Origin of the sequence: Paenibacillus sp. FSL R7-0313, assembly GCF_037969885.1 — a bacterium.
Classification (GTDB): Bacteria; Bacillota; Bacilli; order Paenibacillales; family Paenibacillaceae; genus Paenibacillus.
Genome location: NZ_CP150219.1, coordinates 2783449 through 2801228 on the forward strand (window position 1 = coordinate 2783449; position 17780 = coordinate 2801228).

General features: G+C 47.3%; 16 protein-coding genes and 1 pseudogene. 14 read left to right on the forward strand and 3 right to left on the reverse strand.

Features of this window, described 5'->3' with window-relative positions; translation table 11 throughout:
- Positions 1–89 precede the first annotated feature (89 nt).
- Positions 90–332 (reverse strand): annotated as a pseudogene (locus NSQ38_RS12215) (general stress protein); the annotation flags it as partial.
- A gap of 124 nt (positions 333–456) precedes the next feature.
- Positions 457–1497, reverse strand: a complete 1041-nt coding sequence (locus NSQ38_RS12220; RefSeq protein WP_339789450.1) for a fucose 4-O-acetylase — start codon at positions 1495–1497, stop codon at positions 457–459.
- 222 nt (positions 1498–1719) lie between these two features.
- Here NSQ38_RS12220 and NSQ38_RS12225 point away from each other — a divergent pair, with 222 nt between their 5' ends.
- The 6 genes from NSQ38_RS12225 (at position 1720) to mgrA (ending at position 7072) form a co-directional block, all read left to right on the forward strand.
- The gene (locus NSQ38_RS12225) at positions 1720–2685 is read left to right on the forward strand and encodes a sugar kinase (protein WP_339789453.1); all 966 of its coding nucleotides are present in this window, start codon (positions 1720–1722) and stop codon (positions 2683–2685) included.
- 88 nt (positions 2686–2773) lie between these two features.
- Positions 2774–3439, forward strand: coding sequence for a bifunctional 2-keto-4-hydroxyglutarate aldolase/2-keto-3-deoxy-6-phosphogluconate aldolase (locus tag NSQ38_RS12230; protein ID WP_017686833.1), 666 nt, complete (start codon positions 2774–2776; stop codon positions 3437–3439).
- A 95-nt stretch (positions 3440–3534) separates the two neighbouring features.
- On the forward strand, positions 3535–4299 hold the full coding sequence (locus tag NSQ38_RS12235; protein WP_339789456.1) for an alpha/beta fold hydrolase: 765 nt from the start codon (positions 3535–3537) through the stop codon (positions 4297–4299).
- A gap of 63 nt (positions 4300–4362) precedes the next feature.
- Positions 4363–5130: an HAD family hydrolase gene (locus NSQ38_RS12240; RefSeq protein WP_339789458.1), complete on the forward strand. Its 768-nt coding sequence runs from the start codon at positions 4363–4365 to the stop codon at positions 5128–5130.
- 115 nt (positions 5131–5245) lie between these two features.
- Positions 5246–5986, forward strand: coding sequence for an NAD-dependent protein deacylase (locus NSQ38_RS12245; protein WP_339789461.1), 741 nt, complete (start codon positions 5246–5248; stop codon positions 5984–5986).
- A 78-nt stretch (positions 5987–6064) separates the two neighbouring features.
- Entirely contained in the window at positions 6065–7072 is a 1008-nt protein-coding gene (mgrA, locus tag NSQ38_RS12250) for an L-glyceraldehyde 3-phosphate reductase (RefSeq protein WP_036674510.1), read from the forward strand.
- A gap of 81 nt (positions 7073–7153) precedes the next feature.
- Here the strand turns inward: mgrA and NSQ38_RS12255 are convergent, their stop codons facing one another.
- Complete coding sequence (locus NSQ38_RS12255) at positions 7154–8128, reverse strand: AraC family transcriptional regulator (protein WP_339789464.1); 975 nt, start codon at positions 8126–8128, stop codon at positions 7154–7156.
- A 153-nt stretch (positions 8129–8281) separates the two neighbouring features.
- Here NSQ38_RS12255 and NSQ38_RS12260 point away from each other — a divergent pair, with 153 nt between their 5' ends.
- The 8 genes from NSQ38_RS12260 to NSQ38_RS12295 all read left to right on the forward strand — a co-directional run bounded on the left by NSQ38_RS12260 (position 8282) and on the right by NSQ38_RS12295 (position 17508).
- A complete protein-coding gene (locus NSQ38_RS12260) occupies positions 8282–9463 on the forward strand; it encodes a galactokinase (protein ID WP_339789467.1) in 1182 nt (393 codons plus the stop codon).
- A 1-nt stretch (position 9464) separates the two neighbouring features.
- Positions 9465–10454 (forward strand): UDP-glucose 4-epimerase GalE, encoded by a 990-nt coding sequence (galE, locus tag NSQ38_RS12265; RefSeq protein WP_017686840.1) that lies wholly within the window; start codon positions 9465–9467, stop codon positions 10452–10454.
- Positions 10455–10468: 14 nt separating this feature from the next.
- Complete coding sequence (locus NSQ38_RS12270) at positions 10469–12067, forward strand: UDP-glucose--hexose-1-phosphate uridylyltransferase (protein WP_339789470.1); 1599 nt, start codon at positions 10469–10471, stop codon at positions 12065–12067.
- 164 nt (positions 12068–12231) lie between these two features.
- Entirely contained in the window at positions 12232–12804 is a 573-nt protein-coding gene (locus NSQ38_RS12275) for an MSMEG_1061 family FMN-dependent PPOX-type flavoprotein (protein WP_339789474.1), read from the forward strand.
- A gap of 93 nt (positions 12805–12897) precedes the next feature.
- Positions 12898–14061, forward strand: coding sequence for an iron-containing alcohol dehydrogenase (locus NSQ38_RS12280; RefSeq protein WP_047844049.1), 1164 nt, complete (start codon positions 12898–12900; stop codon positions 14059–14061).
- Positions 14062–14340: 279 nt separating this feature from the next.
- Complete coding sequence (locus NSQ38_RS12285; RefSeq protein WP_017686844.1) at positions 14341–14877, forward strand: hypothetical protein; 537 nt, start codon at positions 14341–14343, stop codon at positions 14875–14877.
- Positions 14878–14940: 63 nt separating this feature from the next.
- Positions 14941–16488, forward strand: a complete 1548-nt coding sequence (locus tag NSQ38_RS12290) for a flotillin family protein (protein WP_249911906.1) — start codon at positions 14941–14943, stop codon at positions 16486–16488.
- A gap of 165 nt (positions 16489–16653) precedes the next feature.
- Entirely contained in the window at positions 16654–17508 is an 855-nt protein-coding gene (locus NSQ38_RS12295) for a PRD domain-containing protein (RefSeq protein ID WP_047844046.1), read from the forward strand.
- The last annotated feature ends 272 nt before the right edge of the window (positions 17509–17780 follow it).

The following is a 17780-nucleotide window of genomic DNA, read 5'->3' on the forward strand; positions in this document are numbered from 1 at the left end:
CTCAAACCATTTTCATGGAATTAGACTTCTTGATTTGCGGGAAAGCTATGATCATGTTTCGATGTGGCGAGCGGAATTCATCAGTTGCTTCCGCCTTTGCGTCCAATCTCACGATAGAATTCCTTGTTATGGGTTTCGGAGGTTGCTTCGCCGCCCTTGCGACCAATCTGCTTGTAAAAGTCAGTATCATGGGCATCTGAAGTCGCTTCTCCACCTTTTTTTCCAATCATCTGGTAGAAGCTTCGATCATGGTTCTTGGAAGTGGCTTTACCACCTAATCTACCGGCTTCCTCACGGCTCATCTTGCGTTCTGACGTCGGTTGACGTGCCATTACAAATCACTCCTTACAACAATAAGTTGTTTTTTGTAGCGCGTTATCCCTAATTTACCACATCATTTCCAGCCTGAAACAACACACCAGGATGGAATCGATGGTCAAGAGATCCGTCAGAGCGTTAGGCCGACCGTTTGAACACCCCATGCCGATTGAAAGAAAAGCGGGATATATCCGGTTCAATTAAGGGTTTGAACATGTGACGTACAGCCGGTAGAGCCAGTGTGACTGCAAAGAGTACCGCGATGACAAGTATGACTGGAATATAAGCTGAGCTTCCCATATAACTGTAGACTCCAGACCAGATCGCGAGACGAACGAGAAAACCATGCAGCAGGAATACATAGAGTGTGCGTCGTCCAAGGTCCGTCAGTCTGGAAGTCAGGGAAGGTACCCAGGCCAAGAAAAGTGTTGCCGATGCGATTTCCAATAGGTAGACACCAAGTCGGAAGATGCCGGCATACCATTCGTGATGGCCCAGTTCGGCGTATGTCATGCTGCCAAGTAACCATCCCGATGAAATATTCAAACCGCCATACGCGATCCATACCAACAGTGCAGCGGAGAGGATGGCTGCAGTTCTTCGCCCCCAACCGGATAATAAACGAGAACGAATGGATGCTCCATAGTCATAACCGATAACAAAGAAAGGCAAGAACACAAACGTACGGCTGAAGCTGAGCCAGAATCCGTCGATAGGCAAATACCCGGCAATTACACCGAGCGCAATCGATCCAATCAGCCGATATATCGGTTTCCATGAAATCGTCAGACGAAGCAACAGTCGCCAACAGAAATGACTCGCGAGAAACCATAACAGCAAGTAAGGTGCAAAGAAGGATAGCCGCATATGGGGTGTGTGGAAGACGGTAAAGTCCATTAATGCGTATAAGGACTGAAACAGTACATATTGTAAGGCAATCTGCTTCAGGACATTTCGCCCAGAGGCACCTTGAAGTGAGTGTGTCGCAAAATACCCGGTTACCCATACAAAGAGTGGCATGTGAAACGTATATATCCACAGGAACAGAGCTTCTGCTCCTGCAAAGCGTGTGATGAGTGGTTCCAGTGCATTACCAGCAAGGACACAGACGATAAGCATAAAGCGCAGATTGTAAAAGAAAGATTCCTGATCATCCCGGATCAGTGTCTGTTTTTTCATGGTGTAGCCCCCTTATAGACCCTAGTTGCAAGGTCATTTGCATCTGTAATAAGGGTAATACGGATGTACATTATCTATTGTGATTTAATTCACATTGGTAAGCGTTATCTTTTCTCAAAGCTGTGACAACAAAATGAACGCAACGGGATTGACAACGGTTGCATAGAGGATGACAATAGTAAAAGAAGATGAGGGAATGTAAATATAAGGAGGGAAGAAATCATGTCAACGAGTCCCTATCCAAGCCCGGAAATTATTACGTTTGGGGAGAGTATGGGTTTGCTGACCGCCAAGGATACAAGAGGGCTGGAATATGCAGCCACACTGGACAAGTCTTTCGGGGGTGCTGAGAGCAATCTGGCTATTGGCGTATCCCGCCTGGGGCATACCAGTGGTTGGTTTGGACGCTTGGGCAATGATCCGATCGGCAGTATGATTCTGAAAGCCATTCGCGGTGAAGGTGTAGATGTATCCCGGGTAAGGTTAAGTGATGACGAGCCTACTGGTTTGATGATTCGTGAGAACGCTTCCGGGAAAGCCTCGGTGCATTATTATAGGAAGCTATCTGCTGCAAGTGCGATTACACCTGATGATCTGGATCCCGACTATATTGCCGGGGCGAAGATATTACATGTTACAGGTATAACGGCGGCGATAAGCCCGTCCGGACTTGCAACGGTAGAGGCTGCCATACATATTGCCAAACAGGCAGGGGTGAAAGTAAGCTTTGATCCAAATCTGCGTCTCAAACTATGGTCTGCGGATGAGGCTCGTCCGGTTATACTGCGTTTAGCTGAACTGGCGGACTACTTTTTACCGGGTCTGGACGAGATGAAACTTCTATATAACGAAGAAAATGATCAAAAAGTGCTTGAGCGTTTATCTGCCATGAATGCTGTGTGCATCGTGAAGGGTGGCCCTGATTTGACCTACGTATTGGCGAATGGTACCCTAACGGAAGTTCCGTACTTTAAGGCGGATTATGTTCTGGATACGGTAGGAGCAGGAGATGGATTCTGCGCGGGATTTTTATCGGGGTTGTTAAAAGGATACTCCCCGCAGGAAGCAACCCGTCTCGGCAATTTGACCGGTTCCATGGTTATACAGGCTGTTGGCGATTGGGAGGCGCTCCCCACGTGGGGGCAGGTCGAGGCCAAGCTGAACAACGTTGCCCATGTTGAGCGCTAGTCGCTGCTGAAATCATATATGGCTCATCTTCGTTCTTAAATGTAAGGCTTGTATACACAACCACCACATTGACAAGGGAGAGAATGAAATGAAGAAGCTTCAGCTGTTGCAAAAGATTACGGACAATGGGGTTGTGGCAGTTCTGCGTGCAGATTCTGCTGATCAAGTCATTGCCATGGCCGAGCAAGCGATTGCGGGTGGCATTAAAGTTATCGAGATTACGATGACAGTGCCCAGTGCGCTCAAAGCCATTGAAAAATTAAGCCGTGTATACCATTGGAACACACAAGATCCAGAGAAGTTCGCGATTATTGGTGCGGGAACGGTATTAGAACCGCAAACGGCAAGAGCGGCCATCATGTCGGGTGCCGAGTTTGTAGTCGGACCTTCCCTGAATCCGGATACCGTTCAGATCTGCAACCTGTATCGAATTCCGATTCTGCCTGGTGTGATGACGATTGCTGATGTTCAACGCGCATTGGAACTCGGTGTGGACATCGTGAAGTTGTTCCCGGGTAATCTGTATGATCCTTCGATTATCAAAACGATGAAAGGGCCTATGCCACAGGCGAATTTTATGCCAACTGGCGGGGTATCCTTGTCTAATCTGGGGGATTGGATCAAGGGTGGAGCAGTGGCTGTTGGTATCGGCTCCGACTTGACATCGGAAGCTGTGAAGACGGGTGACCTGAGTCATGTCCGTCGCAAAGCGGAACAATATATGGATGCTTATCGCAAGGCCAAGGCTGAATAATATTTGTTCAATTCGGAGAAAGGGAGCCTGAATTAACGAAGGCTCCCAATTCTGTGAGCCGCGGCACCTGCGGAAGTGAAGAAAGGTGATTAACGTTGAGAAATCGGTATAATACAGGGCGCAAGAAGAGGGGCATCGGGAAATTCCTGCTCGTACTTCTGGCGCTCATTGTCATTGGATGTGGATTTGTTGCGTGGAAATTATTCACACCATACGGTCCACAGGAAACAGCTCAAACGGCCATGGAAACAGCCAATAAGGTGACCGTGAGCGAACAAGAGAACTGGATTGATTTTGTGCCAGATAAACCGACTGGGAAAAGTGTACTTTTCTACCCTGGTGGACTGGTAAAACCTGAAAGTTACGCACCACTTGCGCATGAGTTGGCCGCTGCGGGTCATCACACGATTATTGCCAAGATGCCAGTTAACCTGGCAGTGCTCAAGCCAAACTTGGCAGATGAGATTCTGGCCGCATATCCGGACGAACAATTTGTTATGGGTGGACACTCTCTCGGCGGGGCGATGGCTGCACGTTATGTAGCATCGCATCCTGATGCACTTCACGGCATCTTCTTTCTGGCATCCTACCCGGATGAAAAAGGAAGCGTAATGACACTGGGAATACCTGCATTATCCATTCTGGGTACTAAAGATGAGGTTGTGAATATGACTAAGTATCAGAGTGGACGTATGTATTTGCCTGTAGAGACGGTATATTACACCATTGAAGGTGGTAACCACGCCCAGTTCGGTGATTATGGTCATCAAAAAGGAGATGGCGAGCCGGAAGTGAGTGGAGAAGAACAGCTGAATCAGACCGTCAAGACAGTTCTGGCTTGGTTAAGTACCATCAAGTAGGTTTTGGTTATTCTGCACTAAGGGCTGTATGCATTTATAGCATACTTGATGGAGGTGATACGGATGACCATGCTTCAAGTGAATGGAGCGCAGATCCCATGTAAAGGTATCCTGTTTGATAAAGATGGAACACTACTGGAATTTCTCCAGCTATGGGGACCGTGGGCAGAGACATTACTGGATCAGTTGCAATCACGTATGAATGAACTTGGAGCTTCATTTACGGTTGAACGGGAGCACGTTCTGGGCACCATCCATAATCCCCAAGGTCATATTGTTGGATATGATCCGCAAGGCCCGCTGGCCATTGCGACTGTGGATGAGTGCACGGGATTGCTTGCCGGGCAGCTATATGCAGCAGGCATGCCATGGAATGAAGCGATCACAACGATACGCAAATTTTCAAGTGTAGCCATGAGATCGGTAAGAGAGCGCAAATCCGCTGAACCCATGTCAGGATTGCTGGATTTCTTGCAGAAATGCAGGGCAGCGGACATACCACTGGCGGTCGTCACTTCAGACAGTACAGCGGCAGCAGAAACACATCTGGATTGGATGGGGATACGTTCCTTTTTCACATCCATTGTGGGCTGTGATCGGGTGACCCAGGGCAAACCGGATAGAGAAGCAGCACTCTTGGCTTGCCGTGAATTACATATCGATCCTGCGGAGGCCGTTGTAATTGGAGACAGCAATGGGGATATGCAGATGGGGCGGCACGCAGAGGTATCCTATACGCTTGGTTACTGTCCACAGTTAGATCAAGGATCCCACCTGGTTGATGCCCATGCCATTATTCGTCATTATAATGAGATAAGCGTGATTATATAAGTCACTCTGGTTTGGTTGAACGATATAAATTGAACTCAACATTTATACAAAACGGAGCGGCCAGTGTAAATATTCTTTAGTTCAATTTATATAGTAAACAAAAGGAGGAGAGAGGATGAACGCAATAGAACAACTGGCTGCCTGGATTCAGGAAAGCTCCCGTATTGTTTTTTTCGGAGGGGCCGGGACTTCAACGGAAAGCGGGATTCCCGACTTCCGCTCGGCTGCGGGTCTGTATCAGACAGAGCAGCATTCGCCTTATCCACCAGAAGAATTGTTAAGCCGGCATTTTTTTGATCAACATGCCGATATTTTTTATGATTTTTATCGTGGCAAAATGCTTCATCCAGATGCGGAACCGAATGGGTGTCATCGACTATTGGCCCGTCTGGAGCAGGAAGGAAAACTTCAGGCAGTGATCACGCAAAATATCGACGGACTACATCAGAAGGCAGGCAACAGCACTGTCTTGGAGCTTCATGGCTCAGTTCATCGTAATGCCTGCATGGATTGCAAACAGTTTTATACGCTGAATGATATTATACAATCCCAACATACCGTACCTCGCTGTACCGCATGTGGTGGTGTAATCAAGCCGGATGTAGTGCTGTACGAGGAAGAGCTGGACCAGACGACATTGTATCGCTCTATTGATGCATTGTCTTCTGCCGATCTGTTACTCGTGGGCGGCACGTCACTGACGGTATATCCAGCCGCCCAGTTAATTACGTATTTTCAAGGAAAACATACCGTTCTTCTTAACGCCACACCTACCGCTTACGACCGCAGGGCTGATTTGCTGATTACAGAGCCGATTGGTGAGGTAATGAATATTGTGGACCAGCTTCTTGGTTGAACGTATGGACTGAATAACCGCATTCTCCGGCGTAGACCGGATACAAGAGGCGGAACCTGGGGAAAGAAGGGATTCATAATGGTCTACGTAGCAAGCGATACTCGCTATGAAACGATGAAATATAACCGCGTTGGACGTTCTGGTTTGAAACTGCCAGCGATTTCACTGGGGCTGTGGCATAATTTTGGCGGTATCAATAACGCTGAGAATGGCCGTAATATGATTACCCGATCATTTGATCTGGGTATTACACATTTTGATCTTGCCAACAATTATGGCCCACCGGCAGGTTCGGCAGAGCAGTTATTTGGACAGGTACTGGCCCAGGATCTGAAACCTTATCGTGATGAACTGGTGATCTCCACCAAAGCGGGTTATTATATGTGGCCCGGGCCGTATGGCGAGTGGGGTTCACGCAAAAATCTGGTATCCAGTCTGAATCAAAGCTTGAAGCGTATGGGCCTGGATTATGTAGATATTTTCTATTCACATCGTTATGATCCCGAAACGCCTTTGGAAGAAACGATGATGGCACTGGATCATATTGTTCGCTCGGGTAAAGCCCTCTATGTAGGGATCTCCAACTATCCCGCAGAGCAAACAAGACAGGCTGCCGAAATTTTGAAAAGTCTGGGTACGCCCCTGTTAATCCATCAACCGAAATACTCGCTGCTGGACCGCTGGATTGAAGATGGTTTGCAGGACGTGCTGGATGAGTATGGAACAGGCAGTATTGCATTCTGTCCATTGGCACAAGGTGTGCTCACGAACAAATACTTGAATGGTATCCCGGAAGACTCACGTGCCAAAGGACCGTCGGTATTCCTGAATGAAAACAACATCTCTCCAGAGACGCTCCGCAAAGTGCGTGCGCTGAACCAGATTGCAGCAGCCCGCGGTCAGAGTTTGGCCCAATTTTCACTCTCATGGGTGCTGCGTAATGGCAGGGTAACTTCCGCGCTGATTGGCGCAAGTCGTCCTTCCCAGATTGAAGAGAATGTGGCTGCGCTCAGTCAACTGGATTTCTCTACAGAGGAATTGGAACGGATTGAATCCATCCTGTCTCCGGAGCCTGATGACAAATAAATAAAGTGCAAAAGGTGCATCTTAGCCATAATGGCGGAATGCACCTTTTTTTGTCTTACGTGGTTCCGTCCGTTAAGTTGCTTACCGTTTGTTTTGTTGAGCATTCTTCTGTATCCCCTGATGTAGTGGGCGGGACAGTATTTTCTCTCGATACAAGCTAGGCGCTTCACCGTGAAATCGTTTGAACTGTTTGGAGAAATACAGCGCGTCTGGCAGTCCCACTGAGGCAGATACCTGTTCGATGGACAGATCCGGGCGTTCTCTCAAGAGTTGGCGCGACTTGTCGATCCGCAGTTTTAGCAGATAAGTGACTGGCGAAAGTCCGGTTTCCTGTTTGAAAATACGGGATAGATACGCACGATTGTACCCGAGACTTGCAGACATTTGTTCAATGGAGACAGGATAGGCATATTGGGTGGACATATATTGAATCATCTGTTTCACCGTACGTCGGATGGATGATTCACCTGGAATTAAGGTTTGGCCCTGCGAAAGGTGATTCTGTGCTTCGGCTAGAATCATATATAACGTACCCAGTGATGTGAAATGGGAGCTTTCTTTGCGCTCGGCAAAAGCATCTTGCATCACGGATAACCAATCGGAAATTCCACACGAGGATCCGGCATGAAAAACGGACTTCTCAGGGCGGAATCCCGCCTCCTCGGCATGCTGGGCAGCCTGGCTGCCCGTGAAGGCGATCCAGCGGTATTGCCATGGATTGCGGGCATGAGACTGGTAGCTTACCAGCTGCCCGGGGTGAATGAGGAAACAGTCACCTGCGGATAACTCGTAGGTGTGCAGTTCGGTACGGAACGTACCCGCTCCTTTTTCTACATAATGCAGCAGATAATAATCAAACAGTTTGGGTCCGACGGCGTGACCCGGAAGGGTCTGGCTTGCTCCGGCAAACAGGACATGCAGTGCGCCTTGCTCATAATAGACGGGATTGGAGGCAACCGAATAACTGAGTGCTCCACTTTTACCGGAAGGTGATTCCTGTATTTTTTCGATAGTAGATGCAAGAGGGTCTTTCTTGCCGTTGGATTGATCTGCCATGGTTGTTTCCTTCTTTCTGGGATGCTCCGATCATTATACGCCTTAAGGTCACATTTATCCATATGAAACACACATGGTTGCATTACAAGAGGCACCGCTTTCTTATATAATAACATTAAGAAAACCACAACAACGAGGCGAGGTGCACCAGCAGTGAACGTAACTGAATTGAAACAAAAGTTTATTGAGAAGTACGGAGAGAGTGGAGCGGACATCCGTGTATTTCATGCCCCTGGGCGTGTGAATCTGATCGGTGAGCACATTGACTATAACGGTGGATACGTGCTCCCGGCAGCACTTGAATTCGGAACTACATTGATCATTCGTGAGCGTCAGGACAACAAGTTGCAACTGGCTTCCACGAACATGTCTTACGAAGGGGTACTAGACACTTCCTCCATCGGTAAGGAAAAAACCGGAGAATGGACCGACTATCCTGTTGGTGTCATGGTTGAATTGCAAGGCAAAGGCGTAAATGTAACAAAAGGCTACGACTTCCTGTACCACGGGGAGATTCCGAACGGGGCAGGACTTTCATCATCTGCATCTCTGGAGGTACTCACCGGATTTGCGATTCAGTCTCTGGAGGGTGTATCGGATATTGATACGGTTCAACTGGCGCTTCTGTCCCAGAAAGCGGAAAATGAGTTCGTAGGCGTCAACTGTGGAATCATGGATCAGTTCGCTGTTGCAAACGGTGCTCAGGATCACGCGATCCTGCTGATGTGTGACACACTGGAGTACGAAAAGGTTCCTTTCCGTACAGGCTCCTACAAATTGGTCATCGGTAACACAAACAAACGCCGCGGTCTGGTAGATTCGGCATACAATGAACGTCGCTCCCAATGCGAGCAGGCACTTGCCATCTTGAAGGAACAGCTGCCTGCACTGAATTACCTGGCTCAATTGACGCCAGAGCAGTTCGTAACACTACAGGATCAGATCAAGGATGAGAAAGTAAGACAGCGTGCACAACATGTTGTGGAAGAGAACGCTCGCGTGCTCGCATCGGTCGAAGCATTGCAGGGTAACGATCTGGAAACCTTTGGCAAGCTGATGAACGCTTCTCATGAATCGCTTCGCGATTTGTACGAAGTAAGCTGTGATGAGCTGGATGTTATGGTTGAAGAGGCTCAGCGGATTCCAGGCACGCTTGGTGCTCGGATGACTGGCGCAGGATTTGGCGGTTGTACCGTATCACTTGTGCATGAAGATGATGTCGAGCGTTTTGTAAGTGAAGTGGGCGCTGCATATGAAGCGCGTACCAGTCTCAAAGGTGATTTCTATGTATGCGGTGTAGGCGACGGTGTTAAAGAATTGAAGGAGGCGAAGTAAAATGGCAATTTTGGTGACAGGTGGAGCAGGGTATATTGGTTCTCATACGGTAGCAGCATTGTTGGAACGTGGGGAAGAGGTTGTCGTACTGGATAACTTGCAGACAGGGCATCGTGAGGCGTTGCTCGGCGGTAAATTGTATGAAGGGGATTTGCGTGACAAAGAAATTCTGGCGAAGCTGTTCGCTGAGAATTCAATCGATGCAGTCATTCACTTTGCGGCCAACTCACTCGTAGGCGAGAGTATGAAAGACCCGGTTAAATATTATGACAACAATGTGTTTGGTACACTCTGTCTCTTGGAAGCGATGAATGCAGCGAACGTACGCCGCATCGTCTTCTCCTCTACGGCAGCTACCTACGGTGAGCCTGAGAAAGTGCCAATCGAAGAAAGTGATCGTACAGAGCCAACCAACGTATACGGCGAAACAAAGCTGATGATGGAGCGCATGATGTCATGGTTCGATAAAGTTCAGGATATCAAATACGTTTCCCTGCGTTACTTCAATGCAGCCGGTGCTCATGACAGCGGTAAAATTGGTGAAGATCACCAACCAGAGAGTCACTTGATTCCACTTGTACTGCAAACAGCATTGAAACAACGCCCGCACATCGCCGTGTTTGGTGACGACTATGCAACAGAAGATGGCACATGTATCCGTGACTATATCCACGTAAGCGACTTGGCTGATGCACATCTGCGTGCAGTAGATTATCTTCGCAAAGGTGAGAACAGTAATGTGTTCAACCTGGGTAACGGCACAGGATTCTCGGTAAAACAAGTGATCGAAACAGCTAAAAAAGTGACTGGCCTCGATATTCCGGTTGTACAGGAACCACGTCGTGCAGGTGACCCGGCTGTGCTGGTAGCTTCATCTGCCAAAGCGAGATCTGTCCTGGGTTGGAATCCGAAATGGACCAATCTGGAAGATGTCATTCAAAGCGCTTGGAGCTGGCACCAATCACGTCCTGACGGCTACGGAAAAAACTAGGAGGCGAACACCTTATGTCACAGACTCATATTGCAGCAGGTGCCACAGAGCGGACACCGGAGCAGCAGGAAGCACTGCATGCCATTGAACGTCTGGTTGCATTTGCCTTGCAGAAACAATTAATCGAGGAAGCGGATTGGGATTATAGCCGCAACCTCTTGCTGGAACAATTCGGATTCTCAGAGCCTTATGCCGGCGAGTTGGACACGACTGTGCCTGATGGTCCACAGGCTATGCTGGATACGTTGATTGATTATGGATTTTCCATTGGACTCATTCCTGAAAATAGCGATACATTCCGTGATTTGCTGGATGCCAAAATCATGGGCCATCTGATGGCACGCCCATCCGAAGTGGTACGCGCATTCCGCCACACGGAGCAGACGGAAGGTATTGAGGCAGCTACATCTCAATTCTATGACTTGTCAATTAACTCCAACTATATTCGGATGGATCGGATCTCGAAGAACGTCTACTGGACACAGGACACGGCCTATGGAGACATGGAGATTACTATCAACCTGTCAAAACCGGAGAAAAGTCCAAAGGAAATTGCCATGGCGAAATTGCTTCCGCCACCGGTATATCCAAAATGCCAACTGTGTCGTGAAAATGTAGGTTACGCTGGTCGGGTGAATCACCCGGCCCGCCAGAATCTGAGAGTCATTCCGTTGGAACTTAACAACGAGCCTTGGTTGTTCCAATACTCGCCGTATGTGTACTACAACGAGCACTGCATCATTTTCCATCATGATCATGTGCCGATGAAACTGACCAAAGATACACTGCGCAGACTGCTTGCCTTTGTCGGGGAGTACCCGCATTACTTTATCGGATCTAATGCGGATTTGCCGATCGTAGGTGGATCGATTCTGACACATGACCATTTCCAAGGTGGTCGTCATACGTTCGCCATTCAAAATGCACAGCCTGAAGCGGTCTTCCGCCATGCGGATGCACCTGGACTTACTTTGAGTCTTGTGAAATGGCCAATGTCTGTAATGCGTCTGGCTTCTCACGACCCTGCAGAGCTGCTAGAAGCGGGTAACGCCGTATATGAAGCGTGGAAGGTCTACAGTGATTCTGCTGTGGATATCGAAGCATTCAGTGAAGTGGACGGGGAACAAGTACCACACAATACGGTAACACCAATCGTTCGTCGTAGTGCAGATGGTGGTTATGAGATGGATCTTGTATTGCGTAACAACCGTACGAATGATGTGCATCCTGAAGGGATTTTCCATCCGCACCGTGAAATGCACCATCTGAAGAAAGAAAACATTGGTCTGATCGAAGTGATGGGGCTTGCCATCCTGCCAGGTCGTTTGAAAGAAGAACTGGACAGTATCGCGGATATCCTCGCTGGAGATGTCAAACTTGCTGAAGCCTCCAAAGCTTCTGATCATGTGTTGAACAAACATCTGGGCTGGGCGGAAGAATTGATTGAACGCTTTGGTCCTAACCTGGACAAAGAACAAGCCGTTGCCATTGTACAACAGGAAGTCGGCTTGAAATTTGCCGAGATTCTGGAACATGCAGGTGTCTACAAATATGATGAAGCAGGACGTCAGGCTTTCCGTCGTTTTGTAAGCAGCATGGGATACACTGAATAGTAGTCAACAAACCAAAACACCCGCCCAATCATGAGCGGGTGTTGTTCTTGTTCTAGACATTTGTGTGCATTGGAAAGAAATTCCGGGCAAGTTATAATGGACTGAAGTCCTAGAGTACCACAATGAATTGAGGAAATGGGGTTAATAACTTGGAAAAGAAGTCATTGAATATTCCGTTGATTACAGATGCTGAGGAACTGCAAGGCATGGTGGGTGAACCGCATGAACATGTGCGTAACAAGGCAATTTCATTTGTGGATTCACATGTTCAGAACTTTCTATCCATGTCACCGTTATTTTTCCTCTCCACCTCCGATCGTGATGGAAAAAGTGATGTGTCACCTCGGGGTGATGGAGCGGGATTTGTAAAAGTGTATGATACATACCGGCTTGTCTATCCCGAACGCCCAGGCAATCGGCGGATAGACTCGTTGTTGAACATGTTGTCGAACCCAGGTATTGGTATGCTTTTCTTGATTCCGGGTCTGAATGAAGTGCTGCGCATTAATGGTACAGCATCCATCACCAAGGATGAGGAATTCATCGCCAGTATGGGCTGGAGTGGTAAAACCATAGGTGCGGCTGTCATTGTGGATGTGGAAGAGTGTTTTATCCATTGTCCGCGGGCATTCAAACAGGCTGGATTATGGTCACCTGAAACATGGGTAGCACCTGAAGATTTGCCTTCTACTAGCGAGATGTTTCGAGCCCATTTGGAGATTAACGGGTTGTTATAAAGTGAGTGACTATCGATTTGTTTTTCTATAAACGGGGTACTATAATTGGAGTTGCACTAAAAATTCTAAACTCCATTGGAGGCGACAATAGATATGAGATCTTTCCAATTCTATAATCCAACCCGGCTGATTTTCGGCAAAGGACAACTGGAAGCATTAAAGACAGAAGTGCCGAAATACGGTAAACGGGTTCTGCTTGTATATGGTGGCGGCAGTATCAAACGAAGTGGTCTATACGATCAAGTGATCGGATTGCTTAAGGAAGCTGGAGCAGAAGTGACTGAACTGGCAGGTGTGGAACCTAACCCGCGTCTTTCTACGGTGCATAAAGGGGTAGACCTCTGCAAAACAAATAACATCGACCTGATCCTCGCTGTAGGTGGCGGTAGTGTATTGGACTGCTCCAAAGCTATTGCTGTAGGTGCCAAATATGATGGCGATATGTGGGATTTTGCACAGCGCAAAGCTGTTGCACAGGATGCTCTTCCACTCGGTACCGTATTGACGATGGCAGCAACCGGTTCGGAGATGAACTCCGGTTCGGTTATTACGAATCAGGATACACAAGAAAAATTGGGCTGGGGTAGCGCTTATTCATTCCCTGCTTTCTCCATCCTGGATCCGGTGAATACATACACTGTTCCACTGGACCAAACGGTATACGGCATGGTGGATATGATGTCCCACGTATTGGAGCATTACTTCCATCTGGATGCCAACACACCGGTTCAACTCGGCTTCTGTGAGACAATTCTGCGTACCGTTATGGAAGCAGCACCTCGTCTGGTTGAAGATCTGGAGAACTATGAACTTCGCGAAACGATTCTATATTGCGGAACAATGGCACTGAATGGCGTGCTGAATATGGGTCTCGCAGGAGACTGGGCAACACATAATATCGAACACGCGGTATCCGCAGTGTATGATATCCCACACGGCGGTGGACTTGCAATCTTGTTCCCACACTGGATGAAACATAACCTGGATGTCAATGTGGACCGATTCAAACGTCTGGCAATTAATGTATTCGAAGTGAATCCTGAAGGGAAGTCGGACAGACAGATTGCCGAAGAAGGTATTGATGCGCTCAGCAAATTCTGGACATCCATTGGTGCACCTAACCGTCTGGCAGATTACGATATCGATGATAGCCAGATCGACGTAATGGCTGATAAAGCGATGCTATTTGGTCCATTCGGTAACTTCAAGAAACTGCAACGGGAAGATGTTGTATCCATCTACAAGGCTTCTCTGTAATTTTATAATCACTGACAAGTGAACGGACACATCCTGTTGTCGAATAACCGCAAGTCTCCTTCATGGAGGCTTGCGGTTTTTTCATGTATTCGGGCTGTACACGTGAATGATGGAGGAACATGAAGCAAGAAGAACCGAATGTCGTGATAATACCCATTATCGGGTTCAGAATACATTTGAGGAAAGATTTTGAAACATTTTGATGTTAGCTACGTATTTATTTACATGTGGAATGCCCAGTTAGGATGAATTTGCGGCAGAGGAGAGGAGGAACAGGGGATGGAGACAATTTATTGGGGGTGTCTGATTGGAGGAGCAATATTTGCGGTTGTCAGTCTTGTGCTGGGTGACTTGATTGACGGCTTGCTGGACGGAGCCTTCGAAATGCCAGGTCTTGATTTTTTCAAACCCGTTGTGCTAGCTGGTTCCATTACAACCTTCGGTGGGGCAGGCATTATGCTGACACGTTATAGTTCATTAAGTGCGATGTCGGGTCTAATATTATCCCTGCTTATAGGTATTGCTGCAGCCATGCTGGTATTCTTTGCATATATCAAACCGATGCGTAACAGCGATGTCTCGATTGCATTTTCAATGAAAGAGTTATCTGGGAAAATTGGGGAAATTACCATTCCGGTGCCGGAAAAAGGTTTTGGCGAAGTGATGATCCGCTTTGCATCCGGTAGTACGATTCAAACGGCATCCAGTTTTGAGCACCTCCCCATTGCGGCGGGAGCGCGTGTTGTCGTGGTGGATGTTGTAGATGGTGTACTACGTGTGTCGGAATGGGATGAAAATGTACTTAAAGATTTATAAAGTACTCTTATCACCTAATTAGTTTAAGCACTCATCATGAATGAATAAGGGGAGAGATGTGGAATGGATTTAAATTGGGATGTGTTGTTGATTCCTGCAGTTGTTGTTGGTGTGATTCTGATTTTGGGATTGGCTTTCTGGGCGAGATACAAAACGGTTGGACCGGATGAAGCGATGATCGTTACGGGATCATTCCTGGGTAGTAAAAATATCTCCGATGATGATTCTGGCCGAAAAATTAAGATTGTTCGTGGTGGCGGTGCATTTATCTTGCCGGTATTCCAGCAATCCGAGTTTATCTCCTTATTGTCCCACAAGCTGGATGTCTCCACACCTGAAGTGTACACGGAGCAAGGGGTTCCGGTTATTGCTGACGGCGTAGCGATTATCAAGGTTGGAGGCGCTGTAGAGGATGTTGCTACGGCAGCTGAGCAATTCATCGGTAAACCTGTAGAAGCGCTGAGAAGCGAAGCACAGGAAGTACTGGAGGGGCATTTGCGGGCCATCCTCGGTACAATGACGGTGGAAGAAGTATATCGGAACCGGGATCGGTTTGCGCAAGAGGTTCAAGGCGTAGCAGCTAGAGATCTGAAGAAAATGGGACTGCAAATTGTTTCATTTACCATCAAGGATGTTCGTGACAAACAGGGCTACCTGGATGCGCTCGGTAAACCGAGAATTGCTGCTGTGAAGCGTGATGCCGAGATTGCTGAAGCGGAAGCCATGCGTGATGCACGTATTCAGAAGGCAAATGCGGAAGAGCAGGGTCAAAAGGCAGAGTTGCTGCGTGATACCAATATCGCCGAGGCAGCGAAAGAGAAAGAACTGAAAGTAGCCACGTTTAAACGGGATCAGGATACAGCCAAAGCGGAAGCTGATCAGGCGTACCATATCCATGAAGCTCGTGCGAGACAGACCGTGGTAGAAGAAGAAATGAAGGTTGAACTCGTTCGTAAAGAACGTGAGATCGATCTCCAAGAAAAAGAAATCGTCGTACGTGAGAAACAATATGATGCTGAAGTGAAGAAAAAGGCAGAAGCGGATCGTTATGCGGTAGAGCAGGCTGCCGAAGCAGATAAAGCCAAAAGAATGCGTGAAGCCGATGCTGTACAGTATTCCATCGAAACACATGCCAAAGCAACAGCTGAACAGAAGCGACTTGAAGGTCAGGCCATGGCGGATGCAGAACTTGCCAAAGGTACAGCAGATGCAGAAGTTATTCGTTTGCGTGGTCTTGCAGAAGCAGAAGCGAAGGAAAAACTGGCCGAAGCGTTCCAGAAGTTTGGCGAAGCAGCTGTACTCGATATCATTGTCAAAATGCTGCCTGAACTGGCTGGTAAAATTGCAGAGCCAATTGCATCTATTGATAAACTGACGGTGGTAGATACAGGTAAAGGTGAAGGTGCAGCACGAGTGAGTAACTATGTTACTGAACTTATGGCGACCGCTCCAGAGATGCTCAAAAGTGTATCCGGCATTGATGTAGAGCAGCTGATTAAAGGCCTTACGAAGTCTAAAACACCTGCGCCAGTTGCCATTCAACAGAGCGAGGCTGTTACAACTCCTTCTATAATCGACAAGATTGTGGAAAGAGCTGGAGTTGACGAGTAAGAAGCACTTCGAATCTTGCATGGTTGCTCTATTGACCTTAAGGCGAATTTTTGTTACTTTTTAAGCGAGACGTCCGGCGCGGTTTGCCCGCTCCGGGTGTCTTTTCGTTCGTAACAGGGTGTGACTTAATCACACCTAAGATGGTGTGAAAAAGAGGTGCAAACAATGAGCAGCTTGCATGTAGATAAAGCGCTAAATAATAATGTAATCATTGCACAGCATCCAGAACACGGGGAAGTCGTTGTTATTGGTAAAGGCATTGGCTTTAACCGAAAACCGAGTGATCACATTCCATTGATGGCTGTGGAGAAAATGTTCATTTTGAAAAACCAGCAGGAGCAAGAGCAGTACAAACAGCTTCTTCCACAGGTGGATGAAGCACTGATCGAGATTATTAACGAAGTTATTACGTATATTGCAGAGCGTACGGACGTTCCTCTGAATGAACATATCCATATTGCATTAACCGATCACATTTCTTTCGCGCTAAAACGCAAGGAGCAGGGCATTATCATACAAAATCCATTTTTATATGAAACCCGCGAGATTTATCCTGAAGAATATCGAATGGGAGAATACGCTGTTCGTCTGATCAAAGAGAAAATGGGTGTAGATCTGGGGATGGACGAGATTGGTTTTGTTGCCCTCCATATCTATAGTGCAATGACCAATCAAAATATATCCCAGGTACGTGAACATTCACAATTGATCACTGATTTGGTGAACCTGGTGTCTGATCAACTTGATTATTCGTTTGAAACGGAATCGCTTGATTACTCTCGTTTGCTGACTCATCTTCGTTTCGCCCTTGAGCGTGTTCGCCGTGGAGACAAAGTGGAAGAGCTTCATAAGTTAGATTCCCTGCTTAAGTTGGAGTATCCCGAAATGTACTCGCTTGCATGGAAACTGACCAAAGTAATGGAGAAAAGACTGAAACTGCCGGTTTATCCTGCGGAGGTAGGTTATCTTACCATTCATCTGCAAAGGCTGAATCAGCGGAAGGAAGAAGAGAATAAGTGAGATCATTCCAGTGATGGAATGCGGAATTTATTTTTTTGGTGTAAAGGCTTGCAATAGATTAGAACTGGTGCTACAATGGTTTCCGTAATCAAGCAACTGAATAAACATAAGCGACGTGTTACTGACTCGATCAGGCATGAGTTAATTAAAGTGTGATTGTTCTTTCCTTGTACAGGGTATGCTATACCCCAAGGTTGGCACAGTTTACTTTATTAATTCATGCCTTTTTTTGTGTTCCCTTGCTTGCATCACAACATATAAATTAGACGAAA